General features: G+C 70.1%; 27 protein-coding genes. 8 read left to right on the forward strand and 19 right to left on the reverse strand.

The features are described from left to right. Positions 1 to 396 precede the first annotated feature (396 nt). The 19 genes from O3W51_RS43105 to O3W51_RS43195 form a co-directional block, all read right to left on the reverse strand. The gene (locus O3W51_RS43105; RefSeq protein WP_269289214.1) at positions 397 to 702 is read right to left on the reverse strand and encodes a hypothetical protein; all 306 of its coding nucleotides are present in this window, start codon (positions 700 to 702) and stop codon (positions 397 to 399) included. 93 nt (positions 703 to 795) lie between these two features. Then, on the reverse strand, positions 796 to 1365 hold the full coding sequence (locus O3W51_RS43110) for a hypothetical protein (RefSeq protein ID WP_269289216.1): 570 nt from the start codon (positions 1363 to 1365) through the stop codon (positions 796 to 798). A 374-nt stretch (positions 1366 to 1739) separates the two neighbouring features. Then, entirely contained in the window at positions 1740 to 2063 is a 324-nt protein-coding gene (locus O3W51_RS43115) for a DUF6087 family protein (protein WP_269289218.1), read from the reverse strand. Between the two features lie 202 nt (positions 2064 to 2265). Next, complete coding sequence (locus O3W51_RS43120) at positions 2266 to 3315, reverse strand: SpaA isopeptide-forming pilin-related protein (protein ID WP_269289219.1); 1050 nt, start codon at positions 3313 to 3315, stop codon at positions 2266 to 2268. A 125-nt stretch (positions 3316 to 3440) separates the two neighbouring features. Continuing rightward, positions 3441 to 3929, reverse strand: a complete 489-nt coding sequence (locus tag O3W51_RS43125; RefSeq protein WP_269289221.1) for a hypothetical protein — start codon at positions 3927 to 3929, stop codon at positions 3441 to 3443. 31 nt (positions 3930 to 3960) lie between these two features. Continuing rightward, the gene (locus O3W51_RS43130) at positions 3961 to 4833 is read right to left on the reverse strand and encodes a DUF317 domain-containing protein (protein WP_269289222.1); all 873 of its coding nucleotides are present in this window, start codon (positions 4831 to 4833) and stop codon (positions 3961 to 3963) included. Beyond that, complete coding sequence (locus O3W51_RS43135) at positions 4830 to 6059, reverse strand: ATP-grasp domain-containing protein (protein ID WP_269289224.1); 1230 nt, start codon at positions 6057 to 6059, stop codon at positions 4830 to 4832. Before O3W51_RS43135 ends, O3W51_RS43130 begins: the two co-directional genes overlap by 4 nt. 47 nt (positions 6060 to 6106) lie before the next feature. Then, a complete protein-coding gene (locus O3W51_RS43140; RefSeq protein WP_269289226.1) occupies positions 6107 to 6424 on the reverse strand; it encodes a hypothetical protein in 318 nt (105 codons plus the stop codon). Positions 6425 to 6445: 21 nt separating this feature from the next. Continuing rightward, a complete protein-coding gene (locus O3W51_RS43145; RefSeq protein WP_269289228.1) occupies positions 6446 to 7681 on the reverse strand; it encodes an MFS transporter in 1236 nt (411 codons plus the stop codon). Further along, positions 7678 to 8172 carry a regulator gene (locus tag O3W51_RS43150; protein WP_269289229.1) on the reverse strand — a complete coding sequence of 165 codons (495 nt, stop codon included), beginning with the start codon at positions 8170 to 8172 and terminating at the stop codon, positions 7678 to 7680. Before O3W51_RS43150 ends, O3W51_RS43145 begins: the two co-directional genes overlap by 4 nt. Further along, on the reverse strand, positions 8169 to 9020 hold the full coding sequence (locus O3W51_RS43155) for a winged helix-turn-helix transcriptional regulator (RefSeq protein ID WP_269289230.1): 852 nt from the start codon (positions 9018 to 9020) through the stop codon (positions 8169 to 8171). The genes O3W51_RS43150 and O3W51_RS43155 overlap by 4 nt, the downstream gene beginning before the upstream one ends. Positions 9021 to 9066: 46 nt before the next feature. Further along, a complete protein-coding gene (locus O3W51_RS43160) occupies positions 9067 to 9477 on the reverse strand; it encodes a hypothetical protein (protein WP_269289231.1) in 411 nt (136 codons plus the stop codon). 10 nt (positions 9478 to 9487) lie between these two features. Beyond that, on the reverse strand, positions 9488 to 9937 hold the full coding sequence (locus O3W51_RS43165) for a hypothetical protein (RefSeq protein WP_269289232.1): 450 nt from the start codon (positions 9935 to 9937) through the stop codon (positions 9488 to 9490). Then, a complete protein-coding gene (locus O3W51_RS43170) occupies positions 9934 to 10410 on the reverse strand; it encodes a hypothetical protein (RefSeq protein WP_269289233.1) in 477 nt (158 codons plus the stop codon). Before O3W51_RS43170 ends, O3W51_RS43165 begins: the two co-directional genes overlap by 4 nt. Before the next feature lie 272 nt (positions 10411 to 10682). After that, positions 10683 to 11414: a hypothetical protein gene (locus O3W51_RS43175; protein ID WP_269289234.1), complete on the reverse strand. Its 732-nt coding sequence runs from the start codon at positions 11412 to 11414 to the stop codon at positions 10683 to 10685. Between the two features lie 12 nt (positions 11415 to 11426). Beyond that, the gene (locus O3W51_RS43180; protein WP_269289236.1) at positions 11427 to 12128 is read right to left on the reverse strand and encodes a hypothetical protein; all 702 of its coding nucleotides are present in this window, start codon (positions 12126 to 12128) and stop codon (positions 11427 to 11429) included. Then, on the reverse strand, positions 12118 to 12627 hold the full coding sequence (locus O3W51_RS43185; protein WP_269289238.1) for a hypothetical protein: 510 nt from the start codon (positions 12625 to 12627) through the stop codon (positions 12118 to 12120). The genes O3W51_RS43180 and O3W51_RS43185 overlap by 11 nt, the downstream gene beginning before the upstream one ends. Next, on the reverse strand, positions 12624 to 13166 hold the full coding sequence (locus tag O3W51_RS43190) for a DUF4913 domain-containing protein (protein ID WP_269289255.1): 543 nt from the start codon (positions 13164 to 13166) through the stop codon (positions 12624 to 12626). Before O3W51_RS43190 ends, O3W51_RS43185 begins: the two co-directional genes overlap by 4 nt. 250 nt (positions 13167 to 13416) lie before the next feature. Then, positions 13417 to 14172 (reverse strand): DNA-methyltransferase, encoded by a 756-nt coding sequence (locus tag O3W51_RS43195; protein WP_269289240.1) that lies wholly within the window; start codon positions 14170 to 14172, stop codon positions 13417 to 13419. A gap of 509 nt (positions 14173 to 14681) precedes the next feature. On the opposite strand from O3W51_RS43195, the gene O3W51_RS43200 reads away from it, so the two are divergent. The 8 genes from O3W51_RS43200 (at position 14682) to O3W51_RS43235 (ending at position 22485) form a co-directional block, all read left to right on the forward strand. Next, a complete protein-coding gene (locus O3W51_RS43200; RefSeq protein ID WP_269289242.1) occupies positions 14682 to 15797 on the forward strand; it encodes a C40 family peptidase in 1116 nt (371 codons plus the stop codon). A gap of 138 nt (positions 15798 to 15935) precedes the next feature. Then, on the forward strand, positions 15936 to 16250 hold the full coding sequence (locus O3W51_RS43205) for a DUF6112 family protein (RefSeq protein ID WP_269289244.1): 315 nt from the start codon (positions 15936 to 15938) through the stop codon (positions 16248 to 16250). Beyond that, a complete protein-coding gene (locus O3W51_RS43210; RefSeq protein WP_269289246.1) occupies positions 16250 to 16942 on the forward strand; it encodes a hypothetical protein in 693 nt (230 codons plus the stop codon). Before O3W51_RS43205 ends, O3W51_RS43210 begins: the two co-directional genes overlap by 1 nt. A 32-nt stretch (positions 16943 to 16974) precedes the next feature. Then, positions 16975 to 18297 (forward strand): SCO6881 family protein, encoded by a 1323-nt coding sequence (locus O3W51_RS43215; protein ID WP_269289248.1) that lies wholly within the window; start codon positions 16975 to 16977, stop codon positions 18295 to 18297. A gap of 82 nt (positions 18298 to 18379) precedes the next feature. Beyond that, complete coding sequence (locus O3W51_RS43220) at positions 18380 to 19852, forward strand: SCO6880 family protein (protein ID WP_269289249.1); 1473 nt, start codon at positions 18380 to 18382, stop codon at positions 19850 to 19852. Beyond that, positions 19849 to 20124 carry a hypothetical protein gene (locus O3W51_RS43225; RefSeq protein ID WP_269289250.1) on the forward strand — a complete coding sequence of 92 codons (276 nt, stop codon included), beginning with the start codon at positions 19849 to 19851 and terminating at the stop codon, positions 20122 to 20124. Before O3W51_RS43220 ends, O3W51_RS43225 begins: the two co-directional genes overlap by 4 nt. A 369-nt stretch (positions 20125 to 20493) precedes the next feature. Continuing rightward, positions 20494 to 20958, forward strand: coding sequence for a DUF6238 family protein (locus O3W51_RS43230; protein WP_269289252.1), 465 nt, complete (start codon positions 20494 to 20496; stop codon positions 20956 to 20958). Positions 20959 to 20979: 21 nt separating this feature from the next. After that, on the forward strand, positions 20980 to 22485 hold the full coding sequence (locus O3W51_RS43235) for an ATP-binding protein (RefSeq protein ID WP_269289254.1): 1506 nt from the start codon (positions 20980 to 20982) through the stop codon (positions 22483 to 22485). Positions 22486 to 22662 lie beyond the last annotated feature (177 nt).

Consider the following 22662-nt stretch of genomic DNA (forward strand, 5'->3'; position numbering starts at 1 on the left):
GCCCCGACACCTGGACAACGACCATCATCTGCACTGGTCACGCTTCCGACGCCGCAGCCAAGCCCGCGCCCGCAGATGCCACTACCAACGCCGAGGCCACCACCCCCACATGCGGTTGCAGTACTAACGGCCACGAGCAATCACCTCTCTGACCTGGCGTTTCCTGCACCAGCCCCCTACGTTGACATGCCCCTGCCCGCGTTGGCCAGTCTTTCGCGGATCATTCCTGTCTGCCCCCAGCGAACTGTCCGCTGTCATTCAACCCAGTCGTTTGACAGCGAACGCAGCCGCTTCGGCTGGTTGTGGTTATGAACCTAAGCGCGTGCGGTGAAAGTGCTGGTGGGCAGCCCTGCCTGAGGGCGCTCGCGGTCACACACACTCCATGCTCTGGTCGTCCTACAGGTGGTCGAGGGGTTCAGCAGCGTACGTGCCGTCGCCGAGCGGGGCATCGGTCAGCTCGAAGCGTTGGGACAGGCTGCCGACCCGGCGGGTGACGACGCTGCCGGGGGCCCGGGTGGTCTCGTGGTACAGAGGGGTGCCGTCGGCGCCGGTAGTGCCCAGCAGGCTGAAGCGGCGCAGCACGCGGGGAGGTGTCGGGGTGGTCCGGCGACGCCGGTAGAGCCAGCCGGCTGCGGCGGCGAGACCGGCGACGACCAGACCGACTGCAGTCGGAATCAGGAACTTGTCGAAGAGCGCGGACACGGCGGCATCACTCCTGCGAGGCGGGTAGGGCCCGCCGCGGTGACGGGCCGCGCCGACCATGCGGGAGGCTGGGGTTAGCCGCGCAACCCCCGTTCATCTGGTTGCTCCGTCCGGGAAGTTGGGAGCGGTCGGCGGATCCTCGTCCAGTGCGCGCGGTACGTCGGCATCGGCCGCCCGGCTCGGATGCACGGCGAACGCGGACGGTGCCTCCCCGTCCCAGGGGGGCCGGGGCGCGGCGTCGTAGTGGGTGAGGGCGGCGCGGAAGACGGGTAGATCCTCACCGGACATCTCGTAGGCCGATGCCTGCCGCCATCCGTCCTGCGGGCCGCCGCCGTAGAGCACGGTGACCGGCGCCTCGGTGCCTTCGGGCCACCAATCGTGCTTGATGCCGCGCTTGAGAGCGTAGGTCAGGGCCACGGTGGGGCCGCGCAGTCCGCGCGGGAATGCCTCGCGCAGCACGGCGGCCTCCAGATGGCCGTCGGACTCTACGACCAGGCGCACGAACAGGCGGGCGTCCTCATTGAGCGTGTTCAGGAAGACCATCGCCCTGTCGACGTCCCATGCGGTGTCGACGGAGACGGCCAGTTCGTCTCGATGCTCGGCGAGCAGGTCGAGCAGTTTGCGCTCGAACTCCTCGCTCGCGCCTTCAATGGTGATCCGCACAAGAACCTTCCGTAGCACTCTATGTTGTCTCTATCGATCGCTATAGGAGTGTTACGGACTGGGGTCTGGGCTGTCTATAGCGACGACGAAGCGGTCTATAGATCGCCAGCTCTTTGCGGGCGGGGCGTGCCGGAGTCGGCAGGGCTCGGTTCATGGCAAAACGACTGGGTTCGATGTCAACGGACACGAACTGCTGTCCTTGGCCTGCGAGGCTATTCGGGGCGGGCCGTCGAACTGGCGCGACTGAGTCCTTCTCCAAGCGTGGCGGGTCATCGGGCCCCCGGGGGGGGTGTGCAAGGAGAGGGTGACGTCGAGGTAGTACGGATCCCCGTCTCCGGTGGCCGCCGGAACTTGAGGACGCCCGCACCCACAGTTCAGCTGTCCTGCTCCGTTGCAGGAGTCGGCCGTCGATGCCGGCCCGGGCCCTTGCCATAGGACGGCGGGTCCCACTGCGTAGGCTTCACCTCTACCGGCTGCGGCGGGTGAAGCAGCGCCTTCGCGGCGGCCAGGTTATCGACGACACCGACCGTCTCCCACTCCGTGCCATTCCACTGTTGAATCACCCGGGGCGCGTCCGGCTCCACGTGCGCTCCGCGGTTCGGGCCCGAGGCGAGCGGCACGGCCCGCAACTTCCCCTTCGACGCATCTCGACGCTCCTCGCGCCGGCGTGCCCACTCTTCCAAGGGTTCCTCGTGCATCGCAGCATCCTTGCGCACCCTCGCGCGGCATCGCCACCTTCGCTCTAACGGCCGGTCCGCACCTGCGCCGGACGGTAGACGTTCCTTCCGACCTTGCGGCGGAGGTAGCGGACGGCGTGGCCGCAGCCTGCGGAAGCCGAGATACGACGCAGGCCCCCGGGGGGAGATCCCGGGGGCCTGCTGGTCGAGGAGTGATGTTGGGTTAGTTGCTCTCGGCCTCGTTGTTCTGCTCGGGCTCGGTTGTCCTGCGGCGGCGTGCGCCGAGAATGGTGGCACCGCCTGCCGCGACGAGGAGTCCGCTACCGCCAAGGACCCACGGGGTGGAGCCGGCTCCGGTGCGGGCGAGGGACCCGACCGGGGCAGTGGGCGGGACCGCGTTGTTGCGCGGATCGGTTGCGGGGGCGAGTGAGGAGTCGGCGGCCGGTGTACTGGTGTGTGTGGGGCTGGTCGTCGACCCGCCGGGGCCCCCATCGCTCGGCGTGCTCCCCGGTGTGGAAGGGGCGGCTGTGGGCTTGTCCGTCGGCTTCCCTGACGGGTCGGGTTTCGGGACGGTCGCGGTTTTGGCGGTGGTGACGGTCACGGTGACCAGGGCGCCGGGACCGGCGGTGAACGTCTTGGCGGGCTTGTAGATGTCGTAGCCGGCGGGGGCCTTGATCTGCTTGACCCAGAAGGTGGTCGAGCGGCTCGTCACGGGCAGTTCCCCGCCGGCCGTACCCGTCGGCCCGGTGGTGAGGACAAGCAGGATCTTGTCACCGTTGCCGATATTCACAGTGGCGCCGGGCAGGAATTTGCCGGTCTTCTCATCCTTGACCTGGAGGAGGACCGTGGCGGCCTTGAACGGATCCGTGATCGTCAGCCGCGTGGTCGCGCCGGGGGTGACGATGACGTCCTGGTCGGCGACGACGTCGTGAAGCGGGCTTCCCGATGACGTCTCCTTCAGCCGATAGACACCGGGGGCAAGTTCGTTGAAGAGCACCTTTCCCTGTGCGTCGGTCGTCCCGCGTCCGGCCTCCTGGCCGGTGGCATCGAGGAGGAGGAACCCCGCGCCGGGGAGCGCATCCCCGGCCGCGTCGTTCGTGGTGATCGCAACGCTGCCCGCATCGGCTGCCGGCGTCTGGGATGCAGAGGTGGTCGAGGAGGGTGTCGGTTCGGACGGCTGGGCGGTTGCAGCCGGTGCCCAGGTGAGGGTGCCGGTCACCGCAGCGACGAGGGCAGCGGATCGGACGGCACTGCGGGCGATACGAGCATGCACGAGAAGGAGGGCTCCTTGATCAGGTGGTAGGGGTGGAAAGTCCTTCGGGTCCCGCCTGCGCGCTGGGCCGGAGGCGGGCGAGTTGGGATGAAGAAGCCCCTGGCGGCGCGGAACGCTGGCGCGGCTCAGCGGGCGCGGCCCCCGGCGTGGGTGGCGTGCGGGGCGGGAACCTTGTGGGCGGTTCGGCCCGCAGCACGCCTTGCCGCAGACGTCCGCCAAGCGCCTGGGAACCAGATTTCGGTGTACTGCTGGATGGCATCGGCCAGCCTGGTGGTGACGGCGCCCTCCCAGGGCTGACGGCCGGGGCGGCGGTAGGTGTCGAACGTGCCGTACTGCTTACTGTTCGGGGAGGTGTTGTTGGCTTCGTCGCGGCGGTGAAAGGTGCCGTGGTCCACGAAGCTGAGGGCCACCGCGTCGATCTCGCCCCGGTCCGGGTGGATGACCGCCAGGCGCAGTCCGCCGTAGGTGTCCGCGTGGAGGGCGCCAGTGAAGGCGATCCGTAGCCGCAGCGGTCCATCCGGGACCGGGATGGCGAAGTACGTGGCGCCTACGACGGTGCTGTGGTGAAAGGGCAGGCACAACTCGGCGAAGAACTCGGGAGCCTGCAAGGACAAAGGATGCTCTCCGATCGGGGACAGGCCGGCGCTATCGACGCGGGCCCGGGAGGGCCGGCCGGCTGGTGGTGCTCCAGCGCGGGACGCTGGGCGCGGGCAGTGCGGCTGGGCGCCGGGATGCGGCGGCCCGTTGGACGTCGAGGGGCGTGGGGGCAGGTGGCTCGGCCGGGAGGATGGGGGTGAGCTGGGCCATGCCCTTGATGTAGCTGTAGGTGTCCTGTTGCCATCGGGGTAGCAGGGCCGGGTCGGATACGCACTGGGTGACGGCGGTAAGCAGGGCGACGGGGGTGTCGGTGCTGGCGGTCGCGTACCAGGCGCGGCGGTCGATGGAGGTGCCGGCCCACAGCTGCCAGCGGGCGTCACGCGTGGTCAGCTCGGCTTCCGGGTCGAGGTCGCCGAGGATGAACTCCAGGCCGGCGAGGCCGTCCGGTGCGGTTATCGCGAACACTCCCCCGCGGGGGCGGCCAAGCTCCCATCCCTGCTTGAGGAGGGGGGTGACGACGAGAAAGGGGCTGTGATCGTCGCTGCTGGAGGTTGGCCTGGCGAGGTAGGCGTCCGGCCCTTGTTCGTACGCCGCGGCGAGTGCGGTGGTGAAGGCTTGGACGAACTCGGTGGGGGTGCGGTCGTTGAAGCAGACACCCCAGGCCGGTGGTCCGAACGGGTCCTTGTAGGCGTTGATGCGCCACAGCCCGTCGTCCTCGCCTTCGGGGAGGTATCCGAGGCGGACCCGCCGGTCAGGGGCGTTGACGTAGGCGTTGCCGAGGTCGTCGTGCTGGAGGTCCCAGCCCACGGCGAGCAGGGGCTGAAGGGCGGGGTCACCGATTCCGGTGGTGGCCGCGAGGTAGCGCGGGGAGACGTAGACGTCCCCGTCGATGTCGTAGCGCGGGTCAATTTCGGGGCTCATCGGTCCGCCCGGGTGATGACGGTGATCTCGTCTGCGGCCGTGTCGAGGCGCTCGTTGACCTGGGTGGTGTCGCGGCCGGTGACGATGTAGAAGCCGGCCCTGGCGGTGAACAGGTCACCCTCGGGCGGTAGAAGGAGCGGGTCGCCGACCTGGCGGATCCACTGCACCTGCCGCAGCCACGGGGTGTGGGCGGCGAAGGGCTGGTTGATCTGCCGCTTGGTGAGGGTGCCGGAGGTGGACGGGTAGAGCATGCGGATGCCCGCGGCCCCGCGGCATGTCGGGGTGAGGTCGGGGGCACGACCGCAGGCGAGGTCGGCAGCGGCCTTGGGCAGGTCGATGCCGGTGGCGAGGTGGACGAGGTGGCCGATCATGTCGCCGCCGATGCGTGCGTTGACCTCGATCAGGCGGGGTCGGCCGTCGACCAGGCGCATCTCGACGTGCTGGACGCCGTCGGTGATACCCAGAGCCTTGATCGCGGCGGCGGCCACCGGCCCGACGTGAGCGAGGAGCGGGTCGCCGGCATCGACGGTGTGTCCGGTCTCGTCGAAATACGGGGCGGCGCCGAGGCTCTTGCGGGTGACCGCAACGGCGGTCGTCGCCCCGTGGTGGGTGACGCACTCGACGGAGACCTCCGGCCCGTCGAGGTACTCCTCGACCAGGACAGCGGTGTCCTCGCGGCTCTTGCTCGCTCCGGCCGAGGCGAACGCGAAGGCCCTGGGCAGCTCTTCGGGCCGGTCGATGCGGATCACGCCGATGCTCCCGGCGAGCGCAGTGGGCTTCAGGACAGCGGGATAGCCGACGATCATCGTGGCCATGCCCGCCTCCAACAGGGTGCGCGCCTTCATGGCAGCCGCCGATGGCACCCCGTGGCGGGCGAACAGGGTCCGCGCGGTGGCCTTGTTGCGGCAACCCCGCATCACCTCGACCGAGTTCGCGGGCAGATCAAGCGCACGGGCGAGACGGGCAGTGGGAACAAGGTGCCACTCATCCCACGTGACGACGCCAGCGAGTTCGTGGCGTGCTGCCAACTCCCGACCGGCGGCGTGCAGGGCGGTGGTGTCGTGGAGGTCGGTGACGGCGTGGTCGATGATGAACGGCTTCTCCCACGACGGCTCCGTGCTGGTCAGCAGGACGACGTCGTAGGCGGCGGCCACCTGCTCAAGGCAGTAGCCGCGATACGTCTCATCACCCGCAGAGACGACAAGGACAAGGGGGCGAGCGGACAAGAAGAGGGTGCTCCAAATCGGTGGACGACAAGGCGAGGATGGTGTTGTCAGTCGGCGCGGCGGCGGCGCAGTTCGAACGCGGTGACCCACTGGGGGTGCGCTGCGATCAGCTGGCGGGCGTAGAGGGCGGTGAAGTTGTTGTTCAGCCCCGCCACGCCGTGCGGGAGTTGTCGGCGCAGGTCCTCGAAGAGGTCTTTGAGGCCGACGCGGGTGGCGCCCGCGGAGAGCTGGCGGGCGGTCATGCGCTCCAGCGCGCGGTACACGTGCGGGTGCCGGACGTGGAAGATGTGGAACTGCTCGGTGATGGTGCGCCCGCGGGCACGGTACGCAGTAGGGCAGGTAGTGGGCGTGGGGCAGTTCTCCACAGGCTGGGGAAAGGCAACGGGTCAGGCGCGCAGGGCGGGGTCGGTGCGTAGGCGGGTGAAGGCGAGGAACAGACCGAGGGCCTGCAGGACGGCGCAGGCGGTGATGACGGGGCCGAGCGCGTCGGGCGGGGTGAGCGCGGTCAGGACGCCGGCGATGGGGAAGGGCAGCAGGAGGATGAGGATGGTCGCCGACAGGGTGCTGCCGAACCGGTTCGGCGGGATCAGGCGGGAGCGCAGGGTGCGCAGGACCACCGCCAATCCGCCTTCGGCCGCCATGAGCACGGCGACCAGGACCAAGTAGGAGAAGTAGTCGGGGGCCTGGCCTGCGGCGAGGCAGGCGAGCGAGGCGAGGGCCGCGCACGTGGCGCCGACCGGCCACAGACCCAGACGGTCGATCGCGAACCGGCAGAGCGCGACGCTCAGGAGCGTGGCCGCCGCGGCGGCTGACCAGACCAGGCCGACGGCGGTGACGGGCTGCCCGAAGTGGTTGACGACGATCACGGGGCCGGCGGCCTGCAGGAGACCAGTGGCCAAGTTGGACACCGTCAGACCGGCCACCAACCATCCGAGCGCGGGCAGGGACCGGATGGTCCGCCATCCGGCGAGCAGCCCCGCGCTCCTGTTGCCCCTCGGCGCGCGGGCCGGGGTGACGGGCGAAGGAGGAGTGCGCAGCGCGAGAAGCGCGGCGAGCGTTGAGAACACCGTGATCACGGTGAGCATCTGCGGGGGGCCGGCCAGCAGTAGGAGACCTGCTGCCGCTGGGCCGGCCAGGTTTGCGGTCTGGTCGATCCCGAGCAACCCGGCTTGGACGCGGTGGGCGCGTGCTCCGGCCCGGCGGCTGGCGCCGGCGCCTGCGGTCTCGGCGGCGATGTAACTGAACTCGGTGAGCGCACCGGTGGTGGCAGCAAGCGCCATCACCGACACGCTCGCCACGGTGCCGGCCGGGTGCAGGACGAGGATGACTGCGCCGGCGGCGAGGGCAAGCGCGCGGCTGAGGGAGGCGAGGAAGAAGACGACGGAGGCTCCGCGCCGGTCGACGACCGCTCCGGCCCACCCGAACGCCGCCAACCTGGGCACCCACTCCAGGGCGAATGCCAGACCGGTCAGCGCTGCGGAGCCGGTGGTGGTCAGGACCAAAAGCGGGATGCCGTAGGTGGCCATGGCGGATGCGAGGGCTTCCACTGTGCGCGGCAGGTAGATGCCGCGCAGCAGTCCCGCGGTATAGCGGGCGTGCCGCGGGGTGACGCACCCGCTCACGCGGCAGGCTCGTACTGAGCAACCAGGGCGGCCTGCGCCTCGAAGTGCAGCCGCTGGTGCAGCAGGGCTCGCACGCGGTCCAGGTCCTCATCGGCCCCTTGACGGTGGGAGCTTTCGGCGGTGACGGCCACCAAGCTCTGCACCAGGAGGCGCAGGGTGTGCCGCACGCGCGTGGTGAAGTCGCAGACCGGGCGGGGGTAGTTGTTGTTCCGTGCCCATCGGGCGGTCGCGTCGTAGAGATCGGCCAGTTCCGTGCCCGACGGGGTCAGTTCCAGTCCGACACCGGGACCGATCCTGCAAAGACCCATGGCGCGAGCCGTTTCGGTGGCTCGGCGCAGTTGGTGCGGCGAGAGGTCGGGCAGGGTGCTGGCCAGCCGTCGCGGCGGGATCGGACCGTGATCGTCGATCTCGGTGATCAATCGGATCAAAGCCGGTGACGTCAGCGCGGCGAAGGCATTGCGGAGACCGGTCGAGGTAAAGGAGGCAGTCATCGGCGCGGGCCTCCCGCCGGGAGCGCCGCGTTCGGGCGGGCCGCCGCGGGGTGGGAGAACAGATCGCGGTTCTGCCACGTCGGCTGTACGGTCTCACTGCCCCGGACCGGTGGCCGTGATGTCGGTGGGTTGGGCACCCGCGATGGGTTGCTGACCCACTGCAACGCTGCGAGTTCGGCCTGCGGGCGCCCCCAGAGCGGGTGACGGGCCGCCTGCGTGAGGGGCTGGCCGGCGGCCCACGCGGACAGGGCGCCGAAGACAGGACCCAGGCCGTCGCCCGCTACGGACAACCGGTAGGGCTGCCCGGTACCGCCGGCGGTGACCAGGCCGTCGGCTACGAGCTGCCGTAGCGGCGGGTAGATGTTGGTCCAGTCGCTGCTGGGCATGATGATCCTGGCCAGCGCCCGGCCGCTGACCCCCTCGTTGGACTTCAGCACCCACAAGATCGTGGCGGCGTGCTTGCGGGTGAGCAGGGTGAGGCTGTCCTCGATCTGCTCGATCGCGGGCAGCGGGCGGTCTGCCGTTTCCAGATGTTCCTCGGCCCAGGTGACGATCATCGGCAGGACCGACAGCAGCGCTGCGCCGCGCTCGGTGTGACCGTAGGTGACATGCCGCGAGGTGTGTTCGGTGCGCTGGAGGAGGCCGGCGTCGCACAGCGACTTGAGCTTCGGGTGGAGCTGGCCGTCCTGCAGCCAGGACACTTTGCCCGAGATCTCGCTGTAGCGCAGCGCCCGGCCGGAGATGGCCAGCAGGATCCGCACGTTCCAGCGCGGAGTGATCATGGCGAGTGCCTCGGCGACCCGGGCGATGTCAGCGTCGGTGTCGGTGGGCAGACCGGTAAGGGCCAAGGGAGGAACTCCTGGATCGGTAGCAGGGGGTGTTGGGCCGCGAGGGTCAGCGGCTGCGGGCGGTACTTGCGGCCGGAGCGGGCGCGGCCGGTGCGGCAGACGCCGGGGCCGGTGACGGTGCGGGCGTGGTGACGCGGGCGAGACTTTGAAGGACAGCGGAGGCTGTGCTGGTCTGGACGTCGCGGACGGCGACCGCTTCGGCGAGCCGGCGCGCGCAGTCCAGGACGTGGGAGACCTCGTGTCCGCCGATCTGCCGCTCGGGGTGGACGAGCTGGGCGAGGCGGTCGCGGTGGAAGGTGATGCTGCGCTCGGCGAGGGCAAGGTCCTCGTGCATGGCGAGCAGGGCGGAGAGCATGCCGGGCGGCTGGTCCTGGGCACGGGCTCCGAGATCAGCCAGCGAAGCGCCGTACAGGTCCTCGATCCGTCCGGCTATCTCGGTGGACGTGGGGTGGGGCAATCGGTGGCTTTCACGATCGGCCCGCCGTGGCCGCCCTGGCACGCTGTGGTGTCGGGGCGGCGACGGTCGGGGGCAGGGTGGCGGTGGCCGTGGGCGGTGTCACGCGGTCGGGGCGGGACTGCGGGCCGGGCGGTGGCATGGTGCCCAGCAGTTCGCCGAGCGCGGTCCGATAGCCGTCGCGGGCATCGAGGGCCGCCTGCAGCCACTGCGCATCGAAGCGCAGGTCATCGGCTGACAACTCGCCCATGTCGCGGTCGGGCCTCATCGCTTCGTGCACACGGTCACGCACCCGGGCGACCTGCTCCTCGACCACGGTGAGGAATGACCGCAGTTCCAGGGCCCTGAACAGCGCAGGGGGCGCATCGGGCTGGAAGGCCGTTGCGTGCAGTTCGGCGAGCGAGGCGCCGAAGACATCGCAGAGGTGACTGTCGGCGCTGCTGGGCGTGAGCTTGTCGCTCATCGCTGCGCTGCCTTCCCCGTTCGTACCGCCGATGCCGGTGCGGTCGCGGGCCGGAGCGCGACGCTGGTCTGCACCGCCGGCCCGGCGCGGTTGGGACGGCCGAGACGTTGGGCGGCGGGGTCCTTCTTGCCGGGGGCGTCCGGGTCCAGGAGCCAGCGCACGACCAGGGCGCGCCCGTCGCGGGCGGTGACGGCTGCGTTGACGCGGTGCGCGAGGCCCATCGTGGGGTCGTCGACCTCGCTGGGCTGCGTTTCCAGAGCGGCGAGGAGGTCGTCCTCCGCGCGGTCGAGGACCCTCTGGGCGCCGACGAGAAGGCCGTGCCATCTGACGACCTCGGTGGCATCAGGGCTGGCAGTCGGCTGGACGGCGACAGCGGCCTTCAACTGCTCCATGTCCATGTCGAAATGGGCTTCGATCTGGTCGGTGAGTACGCCCACGACATCCTGCGTGCTGTCGAATAGCTCATCGGACAAGGAGAACTCCTATCCTGCGGGCGCAGGCGCCCGGATTGCGGAGGTACGGAACTGATGGACGAGCAGGAAACCCGCTACGTCATGTCCACTTGGTTGCGAGAAGAAGCAGTTCGGGTTGAGTGCATGCGGAAGAAACCTCCGTACGGGCATGGGGATTGCGGTGACTCGCACCGGAGTTGCTGTCCGGCGTCTGAATAAGAGTCCGGACAATCGCCGGTTTGGCCAACCGGCGATCGTCGGCTATGTTGCGCGGCGCCAACCCGCGCGAATGTTCAACGCGAGCGGCCGGGCGGACGCGCAGCGGGGGTTATCGGGCGTGCCACAGGGCGGGTGAAGGACGCTGCCGGGCGGACGGGCGGGAGAGGCCCGGCGGTGCCGGCGATCCGCTCGTCGCACCATTGGACGGCGTCCTCGACGGTGGCGAAGCCGCCCTCGCGCAAGGTGTGGGTCCAGGTTTGGGTGTCGACTTCTTCGACGACGACGCGGAATGGCGAGGGGGCCCGTTCATCCATCGCGCGCAGGGCCACAACGGTGACCCAGTCGTTCGGGTCGTCGCGGGTGTAGGAGTACCCGTACGCGAAGTGGTCTCCATCCCCCATGAGCCGCCGCTCCAAGGAGCGTGTCGCCTCGTCCGCCGGTGGAGGGCCCAGGTCGGGGTTGAGGTTGATGGCGTTGGCAGGGCAGCCGCGGTGAATGAGCCAGGACTGTGCCATCGACGGCAGGGGCAGATTTTTGGCTTCGAACGTGAACGTCTGCGCCGTCACATCGCGTTGCAGATGCAGTGCAACGATCTGCGGGTCTCCGGGATGGCCCCAGGTGGCCGCGCCGTCGTGCAGGACGTAGAAGCTGTTCGCTCCGGAAGGGCTGTGATGTTCGGCCAGCGGAAGCAGCTGGTCCTGGTGCATCTCGATCGTGGTCCAAAATGCCCGATCGTCCTGTTGGTCTGCGGCCTCGAAGCCGTCGAGGTGAAGATCGAGTTCGGGTGTGGGCAAAGGTCTCCTCATGGGCGGCCGGATTCAGCGGTGGGGCCGGGTGGGGGCGGCGGGCCAAGTGCCGGGCCTCGGTGCCGGTGGTACGGCTGCCGGTCGGTGTCCGCGGCTCCTGGCCAGTGCGGCACGGCCCGTATCGGTCAGGGTGACCGGCTGCCCGGCCTCGACTGTGTGGCTGGTGTCCCGGGAGACCAGCGCGGCAGCTTCGAGCTGCTGCAGGTGGGCGTACGGGATCCTGCTGCCGGAGGCTGTGGGAACGGACATCCGCCCGGTGAGCAGGTGCGCGTGCACCTTGGCGCCGCCGGCGATGGACAGCAACGCTGCCTGGTCGGCGGCCGAAATCGGTTCGCCCCCGGCCGCCGGTGCCGTCGGGCCGGCGGCCTCGAGCGGCTCCAGAGCTGCGATCACCCGCTGGGCTGCGGTGTCGCGTGTGTCGGCGGCTTCCTCCAGTTGGTCCACGGTGCGGTCGATGCGCTCGAACAGGGGCCCATCGACGGGGAACTCGCCGCTCGTCAGGCGGTGCAGGAGGGTGCGGTAGAAAGTCACACCGGTCTCGGCCCGGGCCAGCTCGCGGTGCCGGTCGACCAGGCGGACATGGGGCTCGTCGAGGACGCCGCGGTCGCGGTAGGCCCATAGGGTGTCGACGTCATGGCCGGTGACGGCCTCGATGCGGTGGTCGAGTGAGGAGACCGCACGCCGGGCTGTTGCCAGCGCGGGATCAGGGGGCATAGGCGGAGGCTCCGTGTACTCGGGGGGTGTGGTGGTGCGAGGGGCTCTGCGCGGGGCGGGGCAGGCCCGGCACGGGCGAGGGCGGGGGCCCCGGCCTCGGTACGGGCCCGCGGGTCGTGAGCTGCGGGGAGCTGGAGCGTGCCGCGTGGGTGCGGGCGCTGAGCGGCCGGCGGTTCATTCCCAGGCGGCGGCCGACCTCGTCGTAGACGTCGTTGCCGGCTCGCGGCCGGACTGCGACGACGTGGATCTCCCGCCGATGCGCGGAGCCCTCCGGCGCCGGGCGCACGGCGTAAACGACGCGCCAGTCCTTGCGGGAGTCCACGAACAGCTTGCGGTAGCCCTCCAAGTCCCCGTCGAGCCGGATCCCGAAGCGCTGGGCATTCACCAACTCCTGCAGGTAGGACAGGGTGAGATCGCGAATGTCGCCCGGAGCTTGGAGGAGATCAGTCAGAGCGCGGGGGTCGAAGCTCAGGCCGAAGGCCGGCCGCCTGCCGTTCATGACGTCGGCTCGGCCCGCTCGGCAGGTCCCGTCGCCTTCGCCGTTGACTTTCCCGTGCGGGCCGACGGCGCCGGGCCGGGTAGAAGCCGGTGCGCGGGACGTTCCGGGGAGGTCATGCAGGCCGACAGCGGGCCGCCGGGCGAGCGGATCGCGGCGATGGCGTGGGTGAGGAAGTCCCGGTGCCACACGAACAGGCCGCTCAGCCCGGCTTCGGGGTCCTTGTGCTGTTGGTAGGCCAGCCACAGGGCGTGCAGCCAGGCCACGACGTCGTCGTGCTCCTGCCACTGCAGGCACCAGGGCGCCGCCGTGGTGACCTCCGCCCCGTAGACCGCGAGGAGGAAGTCGTCGACCCAGTCGCTGAGCGCGTCGAGTTCGTCCTCGCGCTCCTCCCCGTCCAGCTCCAAGATCGGGCGCGGCTCCGGCGGTGCGGTAGGGGCCGGGCCCCCAAGTCCCGGCATGCCGAACGCCGCGAACGGCGAAGCAGTCGGGGCGGAGGCGAGGTGGTCGAGCTGCTGGGCCTGCTGCGTCGACTGCTCCATGAGCCGTCGCACGCTCGCCTCGATCCCCTCCAGCTGAGGGTCCGGAATACGGAGGGGCTCCATCTCCCCGGCAGGGCTGGGTTCTATGGGTTCAGGCATCAAAAGTGTGGCCTCCTACGAGACGCGGGGAACGAGGGGGAGTTGGAGTGGGCGCGGGCAGCCCAGGTGGCGCACTGCCGATGAGCCACGGCAGGGCGCCACCTGAGCTGGGAAGGGTGCCTGCCGGCACGGGCGGGGCTGGGGTGTGGCGTCAGACCGCGAGGACCATGTCGTCCCGGGTGAGGGTTTCGCGGATCGTCGCGGTAAGCCGGTCAGCTGCGATGGCCGCGTACTGCGTGGTCTTCTCCACGCCGATGAAGTCGCGGCCTTCCAGCAGGGCGGCGACGCCGGTGGAGCCGGAGCCGGCGCAGAAGTCGAGGACCGTGCCGCGTTCGGGGCTGATCTTGACCAGCTCGCGCATCACCTCGACGGGCTTTTGCGTGATGTGCTGGCGCTTGGTCCCCGATGGCTGCGAGGCGGAGTACATGCCGGGCAGGTAGACGGGGTTGTGGGAGCCGTCCATCGCGCCCTTGGACGCCCACACGATGAACTCGCAGTTCTGGGTGAACCGGCCCTTCTGGGGGCGGGCCTGCGGCTTGTGCCAGGCCAGCACCCCGCGCCACAGCCAGCCGGCCGCCTGGATCGCGTCCGTGGTGACGGGCAGCTGACGCCAGTCGGTGAACAGCAGGGCTGTGCCGCCGGTCTTGGTGAGCCGCTGCGCTTCGGTCATGACCTGCGTCAGCCAGAACCCGTACGACCTTTGGTCCATGTTCTCGCCGGTGAAGTCCGGCAGGGCGTGCTGGGCGTCGGCGGAGGTGTACTTCTGTGTCGCCGAGCGCGTCGTGCGCTCCTTCGCGGTCCGGCCGCCGGAGTTGTACGGCGGGTCGGTGATGACGGAGTCGACGCAGTCATCCGGCAGGCCGGCCAAGACACTGAGAGCGTCGCCCTGATGTAGGGAAAAAGGCAAAGAGGAACCCCGATTCGGGTAGGGAGGGGGAAGGACTGCCCGTCTCGCAGACGAGTCCCCGCGGGCCCAAAAGGGGCATAGGAATGCCCGGGCCGCAGAACGGAGAGGGAGAGGGGAGTCCAAAAACTATAGGGCCGAATTTGCCGCTGACCAAGAAGTCCCGTGGCGAGGTATCGGATTCCGACCCTTCACACCAACTTTTTGGTCAACGGCCGATTCGGCCCTACTGTTTTTGAACCGGTCGGCGCACGCGACCGCCGGTCATTCCCACACCACACCTTGCGGAGGATTCCCCTGCCCCGGCACACCTAACGCACCACCCGGCCGCGCGAAGCGAGCGGCAACTCGCCCGCACCGGCCCGTCTCGATTGCTCACCCCGGCCGCCGCGCCCTTCCACCACGCCAGCGCGTACGCGGCACGCCGGACACCGCACCAAGAAGGACACGCCCATGACATCTCGCTACCCGCCGACACCCGTGCTCGCTAACGCCCCAGCGGTTCCCTCCGGTTGAAGGGGCTCACCGCCGGCATCGCCGTCGCCGTCCTGTCGCCCCTCTTGCTCGCGGGAACGGCCATGATGCTGGCCTCCTCCAGCGAAGCCGTCCAAAGCACCGGCGCCCTCAGCGACTGCCTCGGCGATGTCGACATCGACGCCGTCAGCAAGCAGGTCACCGCCATCCTCGACGGCGCGTCCGACAAGGACGTCCACGTCGAGGGCCTCACCCTGCCCAAGGAGCAGATCCCCAACGCCCAGACGATCGTGGCCACCGGGATCAGCCTGCATGTGCCGGTACGGGGGCAGATCGTCGCCATCGCCACCGCGATGCAGGAGTCGAGGCTGCGCAACCTGAACTCCGGGGACCGCGACTCACTCGGCCTGTTCCAGCAGCGGCCCTCGCAGGGCTGGGGCACCGCCCAGCAAATCCGCGACCCGGTCTACGCCTCCGAGCAGTTCTATCAACACCTGTTGAAGATCAAGGGCTGGCAGCAACTGACAGTCACGCAGGCCGCCCAGGCCGTACAGGCATCGGGCTACCCCGACGCCTACGCGCAGTGGGAGGGCCTGGCCACCGCGCTGCAGAGCGCTATCGCCGCAACCTTCCCGAACGCCGGCAAGGACACGGACGGCACGGGGCACGGGGCCGGCGCCACCGGCTGCCCGCCTCCCGCGGATGGCTCCGGATACGGCCGCATCCCCGAAGGCAGCGTGCCGAAGGGGTACAAGATCCCGCTGGACACCGACCCGAAGGCACGCAAGGCCATCGAGTGGGCCATGTTTCAGCTCGGCACGCTCTATCAGTGGGGCGGCAGTTGCACCGACTCGCACGGTCCCGACCCGATGGGCCGCTGCGACTGCAGCTCCCTGATGCAGCAGGCATACGCCCACGCCGGCATCACCCTCACCCGTACCACGTACACGCAAGTCAGCGAAGGCAAGGCGGTTTCACCCAGCCAGCTGCGACCCGGTGACCTGATCTTCGCCCGCGGCACCGCAGCCCGCCCCGAACACGTCGGCATGTTCCTGGGCGCGGGCCTGGTCATTGAGGCGCCGCGCACGACCAAGCCCGTACGGATCACCCCGCTCAAGGACTGGGCGATCCTCGCCGTCCGCCGCGTCGTCTGACCCGTCCCGCCAGGACACCGCCCCGGGCGGCCCTGCGTCGCGCCACTCTAGCGCCCCGAGCGCACCTCTCCCTCCTCTTCTCCCCCTTTCCGCCGGCCCCTCGCCTGGCCCGCGTACGCAAGGAGCCTTGCCACACCTATGCCCTTCCCACTCGCAGACCGCATCACCTACCTCGCCTACGACCCCGGCATCGCGCCCGCGGAAGGCGGACTGCCGGGCCTGTCCGTGCTGAAGAACGTCGTCAACAGCATCAACCTGTTCGGCATCGTCGCCGTCGTCGGCGCCCTCGCCGTGTCCTTCGCCGTGTGGGCCTGGGGCCACCACACCGGCGGCCACCAGGCCGAAGCCAACGGCAAGAAGGGCGCGACCGTGGCGGCAGGCGCCGCGCTGGGTCTCGGCGCTGCAAACGGCATCGTGGCGTTCTTCAGCGTGCTGGGGTCGCAGGTCCACTGATGCAAAAACGCTTCCCCTCCCTGACCCGGCCCGCTCGCGGCATCGGCTGGTCGCCCAACCGGCGCGTCATCATCGCCGCGATCATCCTCACCAGCCTGCTCGCGGTTGCCGCCTCCCTAGCCTGGTTCTCCAGGGGCGGTAGCCCGCACGACCGCGCCAGCACACCCACGCCTTCGGCTACCGGCAGCGCTACACCGTCCCAGGCCGTGCCGGGGCCGGCCGGTGGGACGGGCTCGGTCCCCCAGCCACCAGCGGTCTCGGAGCCGGTCGCCTACGCCAAGGCCGCCGCCGCGATGCTGTGGTCATACGACACCCGCAACACCAGCCGTGACCAGCAGCTCGCCGGCATGGACGCGTGGATGACCAAGGAGAGCAAGTACGCCGACTGGGCGTCGATCTCGGCGCAGGTCCCTGATCCGGTGCTGTGGTCGCGGATGGCCGACAACGACCAGCACGCCACCTCCACCGCCACCGAGGCGCACTACCCCTCGGCGTTCAAGCAAGCCCTCGTCGATGATCCGACCGCGATCACCGAGGCATACATCTACCTCGTCACCGTCAACGGCACGCAGCAGATCGCCTGGAAGAACGGTGGCTCCGGAGCCGAGGACCGGGCCGTGTCCCTCGCTGTTCAGTGCCGGCCCTCCCACGACTGCTCCCTGGTCGCCATCGCCCCGCGCGTCGCGCCGTGACCTGCTCCGACTAAGAAAGGAGGGATGCTCCCATGGGCTTTTGTGACCTTCCCGTCGTGGGCAAGGTGTGTGCTGTCGGCGACGCGGTGGACTTCGCGACCGACCCGGGTAAGGCGATCGGCAACTGGATGGCCAAGTCCGCCGGTGAACTCGCCGCCACCTCGGCAGATCTGGCCGCCACGGCGGTCAACACCACCACCAAGGTCGATCTGAACGCACCCTGGTTCCGCGACAACTACCAGATGCTGCTGCCGCTGGGCCTGGTCCTGCTCGTCGCCACGTTCTGCGCCCAACTCATCCGCGCTGCGATCAAGCGGGACGGCCAGGCCCTCACTCAGGCATTCACCGGCACCGCCTCCGGTGTGATCTTCGCGTTCGCAGCCATCGCGCTGACCACCGTCGCCATCGAAGTGGTCGACGCCCTGTCCGACGGCCTGTTCAGAGCCTCACACCTCACGATCGAGACGGCCGTGCGCCGCATCGTCAAGGTCTCCGAAATCGGTGCCATCATTCCCATGGGCTGGCTCATCGCCACGCTCGCCGGCCTGGGCGCCGCACTCGGCGCGGTCCTGTACTGGTGCGTGATGATGGTCCGCAAGGTCGGCATCCTCGTCATGGTCACCCTGGCGATCTTCGCCAGCGCCGGCGGCGGCTGGGAAGCGACCCGCCGGTGGCGTCGCGGCTGGATCGAAGCCACCGCCACCCTCGTGGTCTCCAAACTCCTCATGACCGTGATCTTCGTGCTCGGTATCGCCGCCATGGGCAACACCGAGTCCAAGGACGGCATCGGCGCACTCGCCGACGTCATGTCCGGCATCGTGATCATGATTATGGTGCTGCTGTGCCCGTACGCGGTCTTCAAATTCGTGCACTGGGCAGCCGACGGCACCGACGGAGAAACCATCCACCGCGCCGGCGGTGCCGGAGCCCAAATCGCCAAGCAGCACGCCGAGAAGGCCGCCCGCAAGGCAGCCGCAGCAGCCACCGCCGGAGCCGGCGGCGGAGCGGCAGCCGGAGCCGAAGCCGCCCCGCAAGGCCCCGACGCCACAGGCGACTTCCCCGGCGACATCGCCCCCAACCCGACCGGCACAGACAACGACAGTGCCCCACCCGGCCTGGAGCAGACTGTCCAGCCCCCGCCGATGAACCCCTCCGACGACACCAACGGCCAGCCGCGCAGCACGGAACCGAACGGCCCCGGACCGAACGCCGCACCGCCCAGTCAGGGAAATGGGCGGCAGTCCGTCCCGCCGACCACGAGCCCGCCGCCCCAGGGCGCCCCGCCGCCCACCGGTGCGCCGGCCGCTACGACTAGCCCGACGGCCGGGCCGCCGACTCCCCCGGCCGGCCTCTGACCCCTTGCCCTGTTGTCCGGGGGCGGGACGTGCACCGCACCTCCGCCCCCGGGCCCCACCGCCGACCCCAGGACCCGTCCCATTGACTGATCTGTCCGTCGCCCCGGTCACGGTGAAGTTCCCGCACCGATCCCGCCGCGGCATCCTCCTCGGCCTCTCGCTCCCCCAACTCGCTTTGGTCACAGCAGCGTTGGCGTTGCTGCTGATGACGGTGGTCTCCACCGGGCTGCTCGGCGCCATTGCCCTGACGCCTCTGTGGGCCGCGGCGGGTGCGCTCGTGATGATCCGCCGGCATGGGCGGTCGCTGATCGATTGGGCGCCGATCGTCGCCCGCTACGCGCACCGCCGGCGCACCGGGCAGACCCTGTGGCTCGCCCGGCCCGTCTCCCGGCCCCGTCAGGAAGGCGTCCTGCACCTGCCCGGCACCTCCGCCTCCCTCAAGGTCGTCACACCCGGCGACTCCGCCAACGGCGCCGCTGCCGTGTACGACCCGCACCAGCAGACCCTGACCGCCATCGCCCGCGTCACCTCCCGCGCCTTCGCCCTGCTCGACCCCACCACCCAGAACCACAACGTCACCAGCTGGGGACGCGCGCTCGCCGGCATCGCCCGCACCGGGCACATCGCCACCGTGCAGGTCCTGGAGCGCACCGTCCCCGACAGCGGCGACACCCTGACCCGGCACTGGGCCCACAACGGTCACCCCCAGACCCCGGTCGCCGGCCAGATCTACTCCGAACTGGTCGCCTCCGCCGGGCCCGCCGCCGCACCGCACGAGACCTACCTCGCCATCTCCCTCGACCTCAAAGCCGCTAAGCGCCTGATCTCGCAGGCCGGCGGAGGACTGCCAGGTGCGTTCACCGTCATGGCACAGACCACCGCCTCCATCGCCCAGGCCGCCCGCAACGCCGGACTGATGGTCACGGGCTGGCTGAGCTCGCGGGAGATCGCCGCCGTCATCCGCACCGCCTATGACCCCAGAGCACTCGCCGCGCTCCAGCAGTGGTCCGACACCGGGCGCGCCGAGGCGGACCCCGCAGCCGCCGGGCCCGTCGTCCAGGTCGAGGAGTACGACCGCCTGGCGACCGACTCCGCCCGCCACGCCACGTACTGGGTGGAGAACTGGCCCCGCACCGAGATGGGAGCGGGATTCCTCCACGGAATCATGTTCACCGCCGGGGTGCGGCGCACCCTGTCCCTGGTCTACGCGCCGCAGGGGCTCGAGTCCGCACTGCGCGACGTCCAGCGCAAGAAGGCCGCGATCATCGCCGATGCCAACGAGCGCACCCGCAAGGGCCAGGTCGACAGCGAGGAAGACTCCGTCGAGTACGCCGACGTCAAAACGCGGGAGCGCCAGCTGATCGCCGGGCACGCGGACGTGGCACTGACCGGCCTGGTCACCGTCACCGCCGAGACCGACACCCTCCTGGACGCCGCCTGCGCGCAGATCGAAACCCACGCCGTCACCTCGGGAGTCGACCTGCGGCGCCTCAACTACCAGCAGCCCGAAGCCTTCACCCTCGCCGCGCTGCCCCTGGGTCGGACCGCCCTGTGAGCGGGTCGCGCCCCACCGCCGGCCCCGCACCCCACCTGATGGACGAGATCCTGGCCCTGCTCACCCCCTTGCAGGCCATGCGCCACCGCCACCAGGAGCAGCTGGACGTCCATCGCACCGCGGACGGAGACGTGATCGAGGAGCAGCGCTCCACGTACGAAGAGGTCCGCGCGGCAACCGCCATGGAGGCCAGCGACACCCTCGACGTCGTGATCAAACGCCTCGACTGCTGGCCGCCGTCCCCACCCGCCGAGCCTTCACCCTGGCCCTGACCGGTCCCGGCCAGGAGGACGGCGAAAACCCCTGGCTGTTCGTAGTCCACGCCACCGACTTCCACGACGCACACCGCGTTCTCTACGAACTGCCGTCCTTCCAGGACTGGTTGGAAGAAGCTGCCGGCCTCTCGCTCCCTGCTCCGGTGCTGCTGCCCCAGGAGAGCCATCCCGGAACCGGCGCCCCTGGCTCGTACAACGACCTGCGCCACGAGCAGGCTCGCCTCCAGGTCGAGCGTTCCCCCACCGGGCCCGCGGCCACCGTGCCGGCCCCACCGCCGAAAGCACCGCGCCGTTCCCACTGACCAACCTCACCGACCGATCCCCGCGGCCAGCCATCCCTGCCTACGGCAGGAAGGAACACCCCCTTTGACCCTTCGCACCCCTCCGAACGACGCGCACCCCTACCTCCGAGCCGCGAGCGCCGGAGTCCGCCATCACACCCGCGCCCTGGCACACCCAGCCGCTACCGCGGCGGCACCGGCAGACCGCGTGCACCTCGATGTGCTCCACGCCCACCTCAGCGCCCTGCACCACCTCCTCGATCAGCTCGCCGAGACCACGCGGCCACCGCACCCCGGCGCAGGGCGCCACCTCACCACCGCGCACACCCGCCTCTGGCAGGCCACCGCCGAGATCCACACGGCCTTCCACCTGCTGCCCAGCCCCACGACCGCCCAGGGCGCCGGGGCCAGTGAGTGCCGTTCGGACCGGTTGCCCGAGGGGCCGCCCGTCCTGACCATCTGCCAGCGCCATCTCGCCGCCGGACACAGCATCCGGCGCAAGACCACCCCTGCCGACCTGCGCCCGCACACCACCGCCTGCGTCCGATGAACCGCCGATGAGAGGGGCCCGATGAGTCACCGGCCCGCCCGCCGCGCCTCCGCGTCCGCGCTGTTCACCCCGCACGGAACCGACCGGGCCAGCCGCAAAGCAGCCCGCCGCCAACTGGCGGAGGCCACCGCGAAGGCCCGCGCCGAAGCGAGCACCCGCCCGGTCGGCAGCGCGGTCGCCGCGCACGCGACCCCCGCCGCCCTCTACCCCCTGAGCGGCCGGCCTGGGCCGGCTTCGGCCCGCAAGAACCGGCTGAAGCTGCCCGCCCACCGCATGACGACCGCCGTGGCGGCCGGCGCGTACCCCTTCCTCGCCGAAGGCGGCCTCGGTGCCGAGGGCATCTACATCGGACGCGACGTCCACGCCGAAGCCAGCTTCGTGTTCGACCCGTTCGCCCTGTACGGCAAGATCGAAGGCTTCACCAACCCGAACATCCTGCTCGCCGGTGTGATCGGGCAGGGCAAGAGCGCCCTGGCCAAGAGCTTCGCGCTGCGGTCGGTCGCCTTCGGCTACCGCGTATACGTTCCGTGCGATCCCAAGGGTGAATGGACTCCGGTGGCACACGCCCTGGGCGGGGTGTCCGTTGCCCTCGGCCCGGGGCTGCCCGGCAGGCTCAACCCCCTGGACGCGGCCCCGCGCCCCCACAGCATTGCCGAGGCCGACTGGGCCGGGGAGATCCGCAAGCGGCGCCTCCTCCTGCTGGGCTCACTCGCCAGGACTGTTCTGGGCCGGGACTTGATGCCCATGGAGCACACCGCCCTGGACATCGCCCTTGACGCCGTCGTCACCCGCGCCGCCAGCGCTGCCCGTACCCCGCTCCTCGGTGATGTCGCCGCCACCCTCAACGATCCTGCCGCGCTGGACGAGGCCGCCGGGATGATGTCGGGACGGCTCGGCGACGCGGCCCGTGACCTGGCCCACGCCATGCGCCGGCTGATCCACGGGGACCTGGCCGGGATGTTCGACGCCCCTTCCACCGTGACCTTCGATCCGCGGGCGCCGATGCTCACCATCGATCTGTCCCGCCTCGGCGGATCCGGCGACGACACCGCTCTCGTCCTGGCCATGACCTGCGCCTCCGCCTGGATGGAGTCCGCCCTCACCGACCCCAACGGCGGCCGGCGCTGGATTGTCTACGACGAGGCATGGCGGCTGATGCGCCACGCCGGCCTCCTGCAGCGGATGCAGGCGCAGTGGAAACTCAGCCGCGGCCTCGGCATCGCCAATCTGATGGTCATTCACCGGCTGTCCGACCTGCTCACCGCAGGCGACGCCGGATCCCGCGGACGAGCCCTGGCCGAGGGCCTGCTCGCCGACTGTTCCACCCGCATCATCTACCGCCAGGAAACCGATCAATTGCACGCCGCAGCCACCCTGCTCGGCCTCACCACCGTCGAGATGGACGCCATCTCACACCTCAACCGCGGCCGAGGGCTCTGGAAAGTCGCCGGACGATCCTTCATCGTCCAACACCTGCTCCACCAGCACGAACTGTCCCTGTTCGACACAGATGCCCGCATGCATTGAAAAGGCGCCGAGTTCACGAAACCTGAAGCACCAAGGACATGCCCACTCTCCTTAGTACTGCAACCGCATGTGGGGGTGGTGGCCTCGGCGTTGGTAGTGGCATCTGCGGGCGCGGGCTTGGCTGCGGCGTCGGAAGCGTGACCAGTGCAGATGATGGTCGTTGTCCAGGTGTCGGGG

The sequence above is a fragment of the Streptomyces sp. H39-C1 genome, assembly GCF_027158125.1.
In the GTDB taxonomy this organism is placed as follows: Bacteria; Actinomycetota; Actinomycetes; order Streptomycetales; family Streptomycetaceae; genus Actinacidiphila; species Actinacidiphila fildesensis.

What these genes read in the sequence shown, in the direction of transcription:
- O3W51_RS43235 (WP_269289254.1), top strand. Translation starts at nt 20,980, where the DNA reads ATGAGTCACCGGCCCGCCCGCCGCGCCTCCGCGTCCGCGCTGTTCACC.
- O3W51_RS43165 (WP_269289232.1), bottom strand. Translation starts at nt 9,937, where the DNA reads ATGAGCGACAAGCTCACGCCCAGCAGCGCCGACAGTCACCTCTGCGAT.
- O3W51_RS43210 (WP_269289246.1), top strand. Translation starts at nt 16,250, where the DNA reads ATGCAAAAACGCTTCCCCTCCCTGACCCGGCCCGCTCGCGGCATCGGC.
- O3W51_RS43115 (WP_269289218.1), bottom strand. Translation starts at nt 2,063, where the DNA reads ATGCACGAGGAACCCTTGGAAGAGTGGGCACGCCGGCGCGAGGAGCGT.
- O3W51_RS43150 (WP_269289229.1), bottom strand. Translation starts at nt 8,172, where the DNA reads ATGACTGCCTCCTTTACCTCGACCGGTCTCCGCAATGCCTTCGCCGCG.
- O3W51_RS43175 (WP_269289234.1), bottom strand. Translation starts at nt 11,414, where the DNA reads ATGAGGAGACCTTTGCCCACACCCGAACTCGATCTTCACCTCGACGGC.
- O3W51_RS43215 (WP_269289248.1), top strand. Translation starts at nt 16,975, where the DNA reads ATGGGCTTTTGTGACCTTCCCGTCGTGGGCAAGGTGTGTGCTGTCGGC.
- O3W51_RS43190 (WP_269289255.1), bottom strand. Translation starts at nt 13,166, where the DNA reads ATGGAGCAGTCGACGCAGCAGGCCCAGCAGCTCGACCACCTCGCCTCC.
- O3W51_RS43205 (WP_269289244.1), top strand. Translation starts at nt 15,936, where the DNA reads ATGCCCTTCCCACTCGCAGACCGCATCACCTACCTCGCCTACGACCCC.
- O3W51_RS43180 (WP_269289236.1), bottom strand. Translation starts at nt 12,128, where the DNA reads ATGCCCCCTGATCCCGCGCTGGCAACAGCCCGGCGTGCGGTCTCCTCA.
- O3W51_RS43185 (WP_269289238.1), bottom strand. Translation starts at nt 12,627, where the DNA reads ATGAACGGCAGGCGGCCGGCCTTCGGCCTGAGCTTCGACCCCCGCGCT.
- O3W51_RS43130 (WP_269289222.1), bottom strand. Translation starts at nt 4,833, where the DNA reads ATGAGCCCCGAAATTGACCCGCGCTACGACATCGACGGGGACGTCTAC.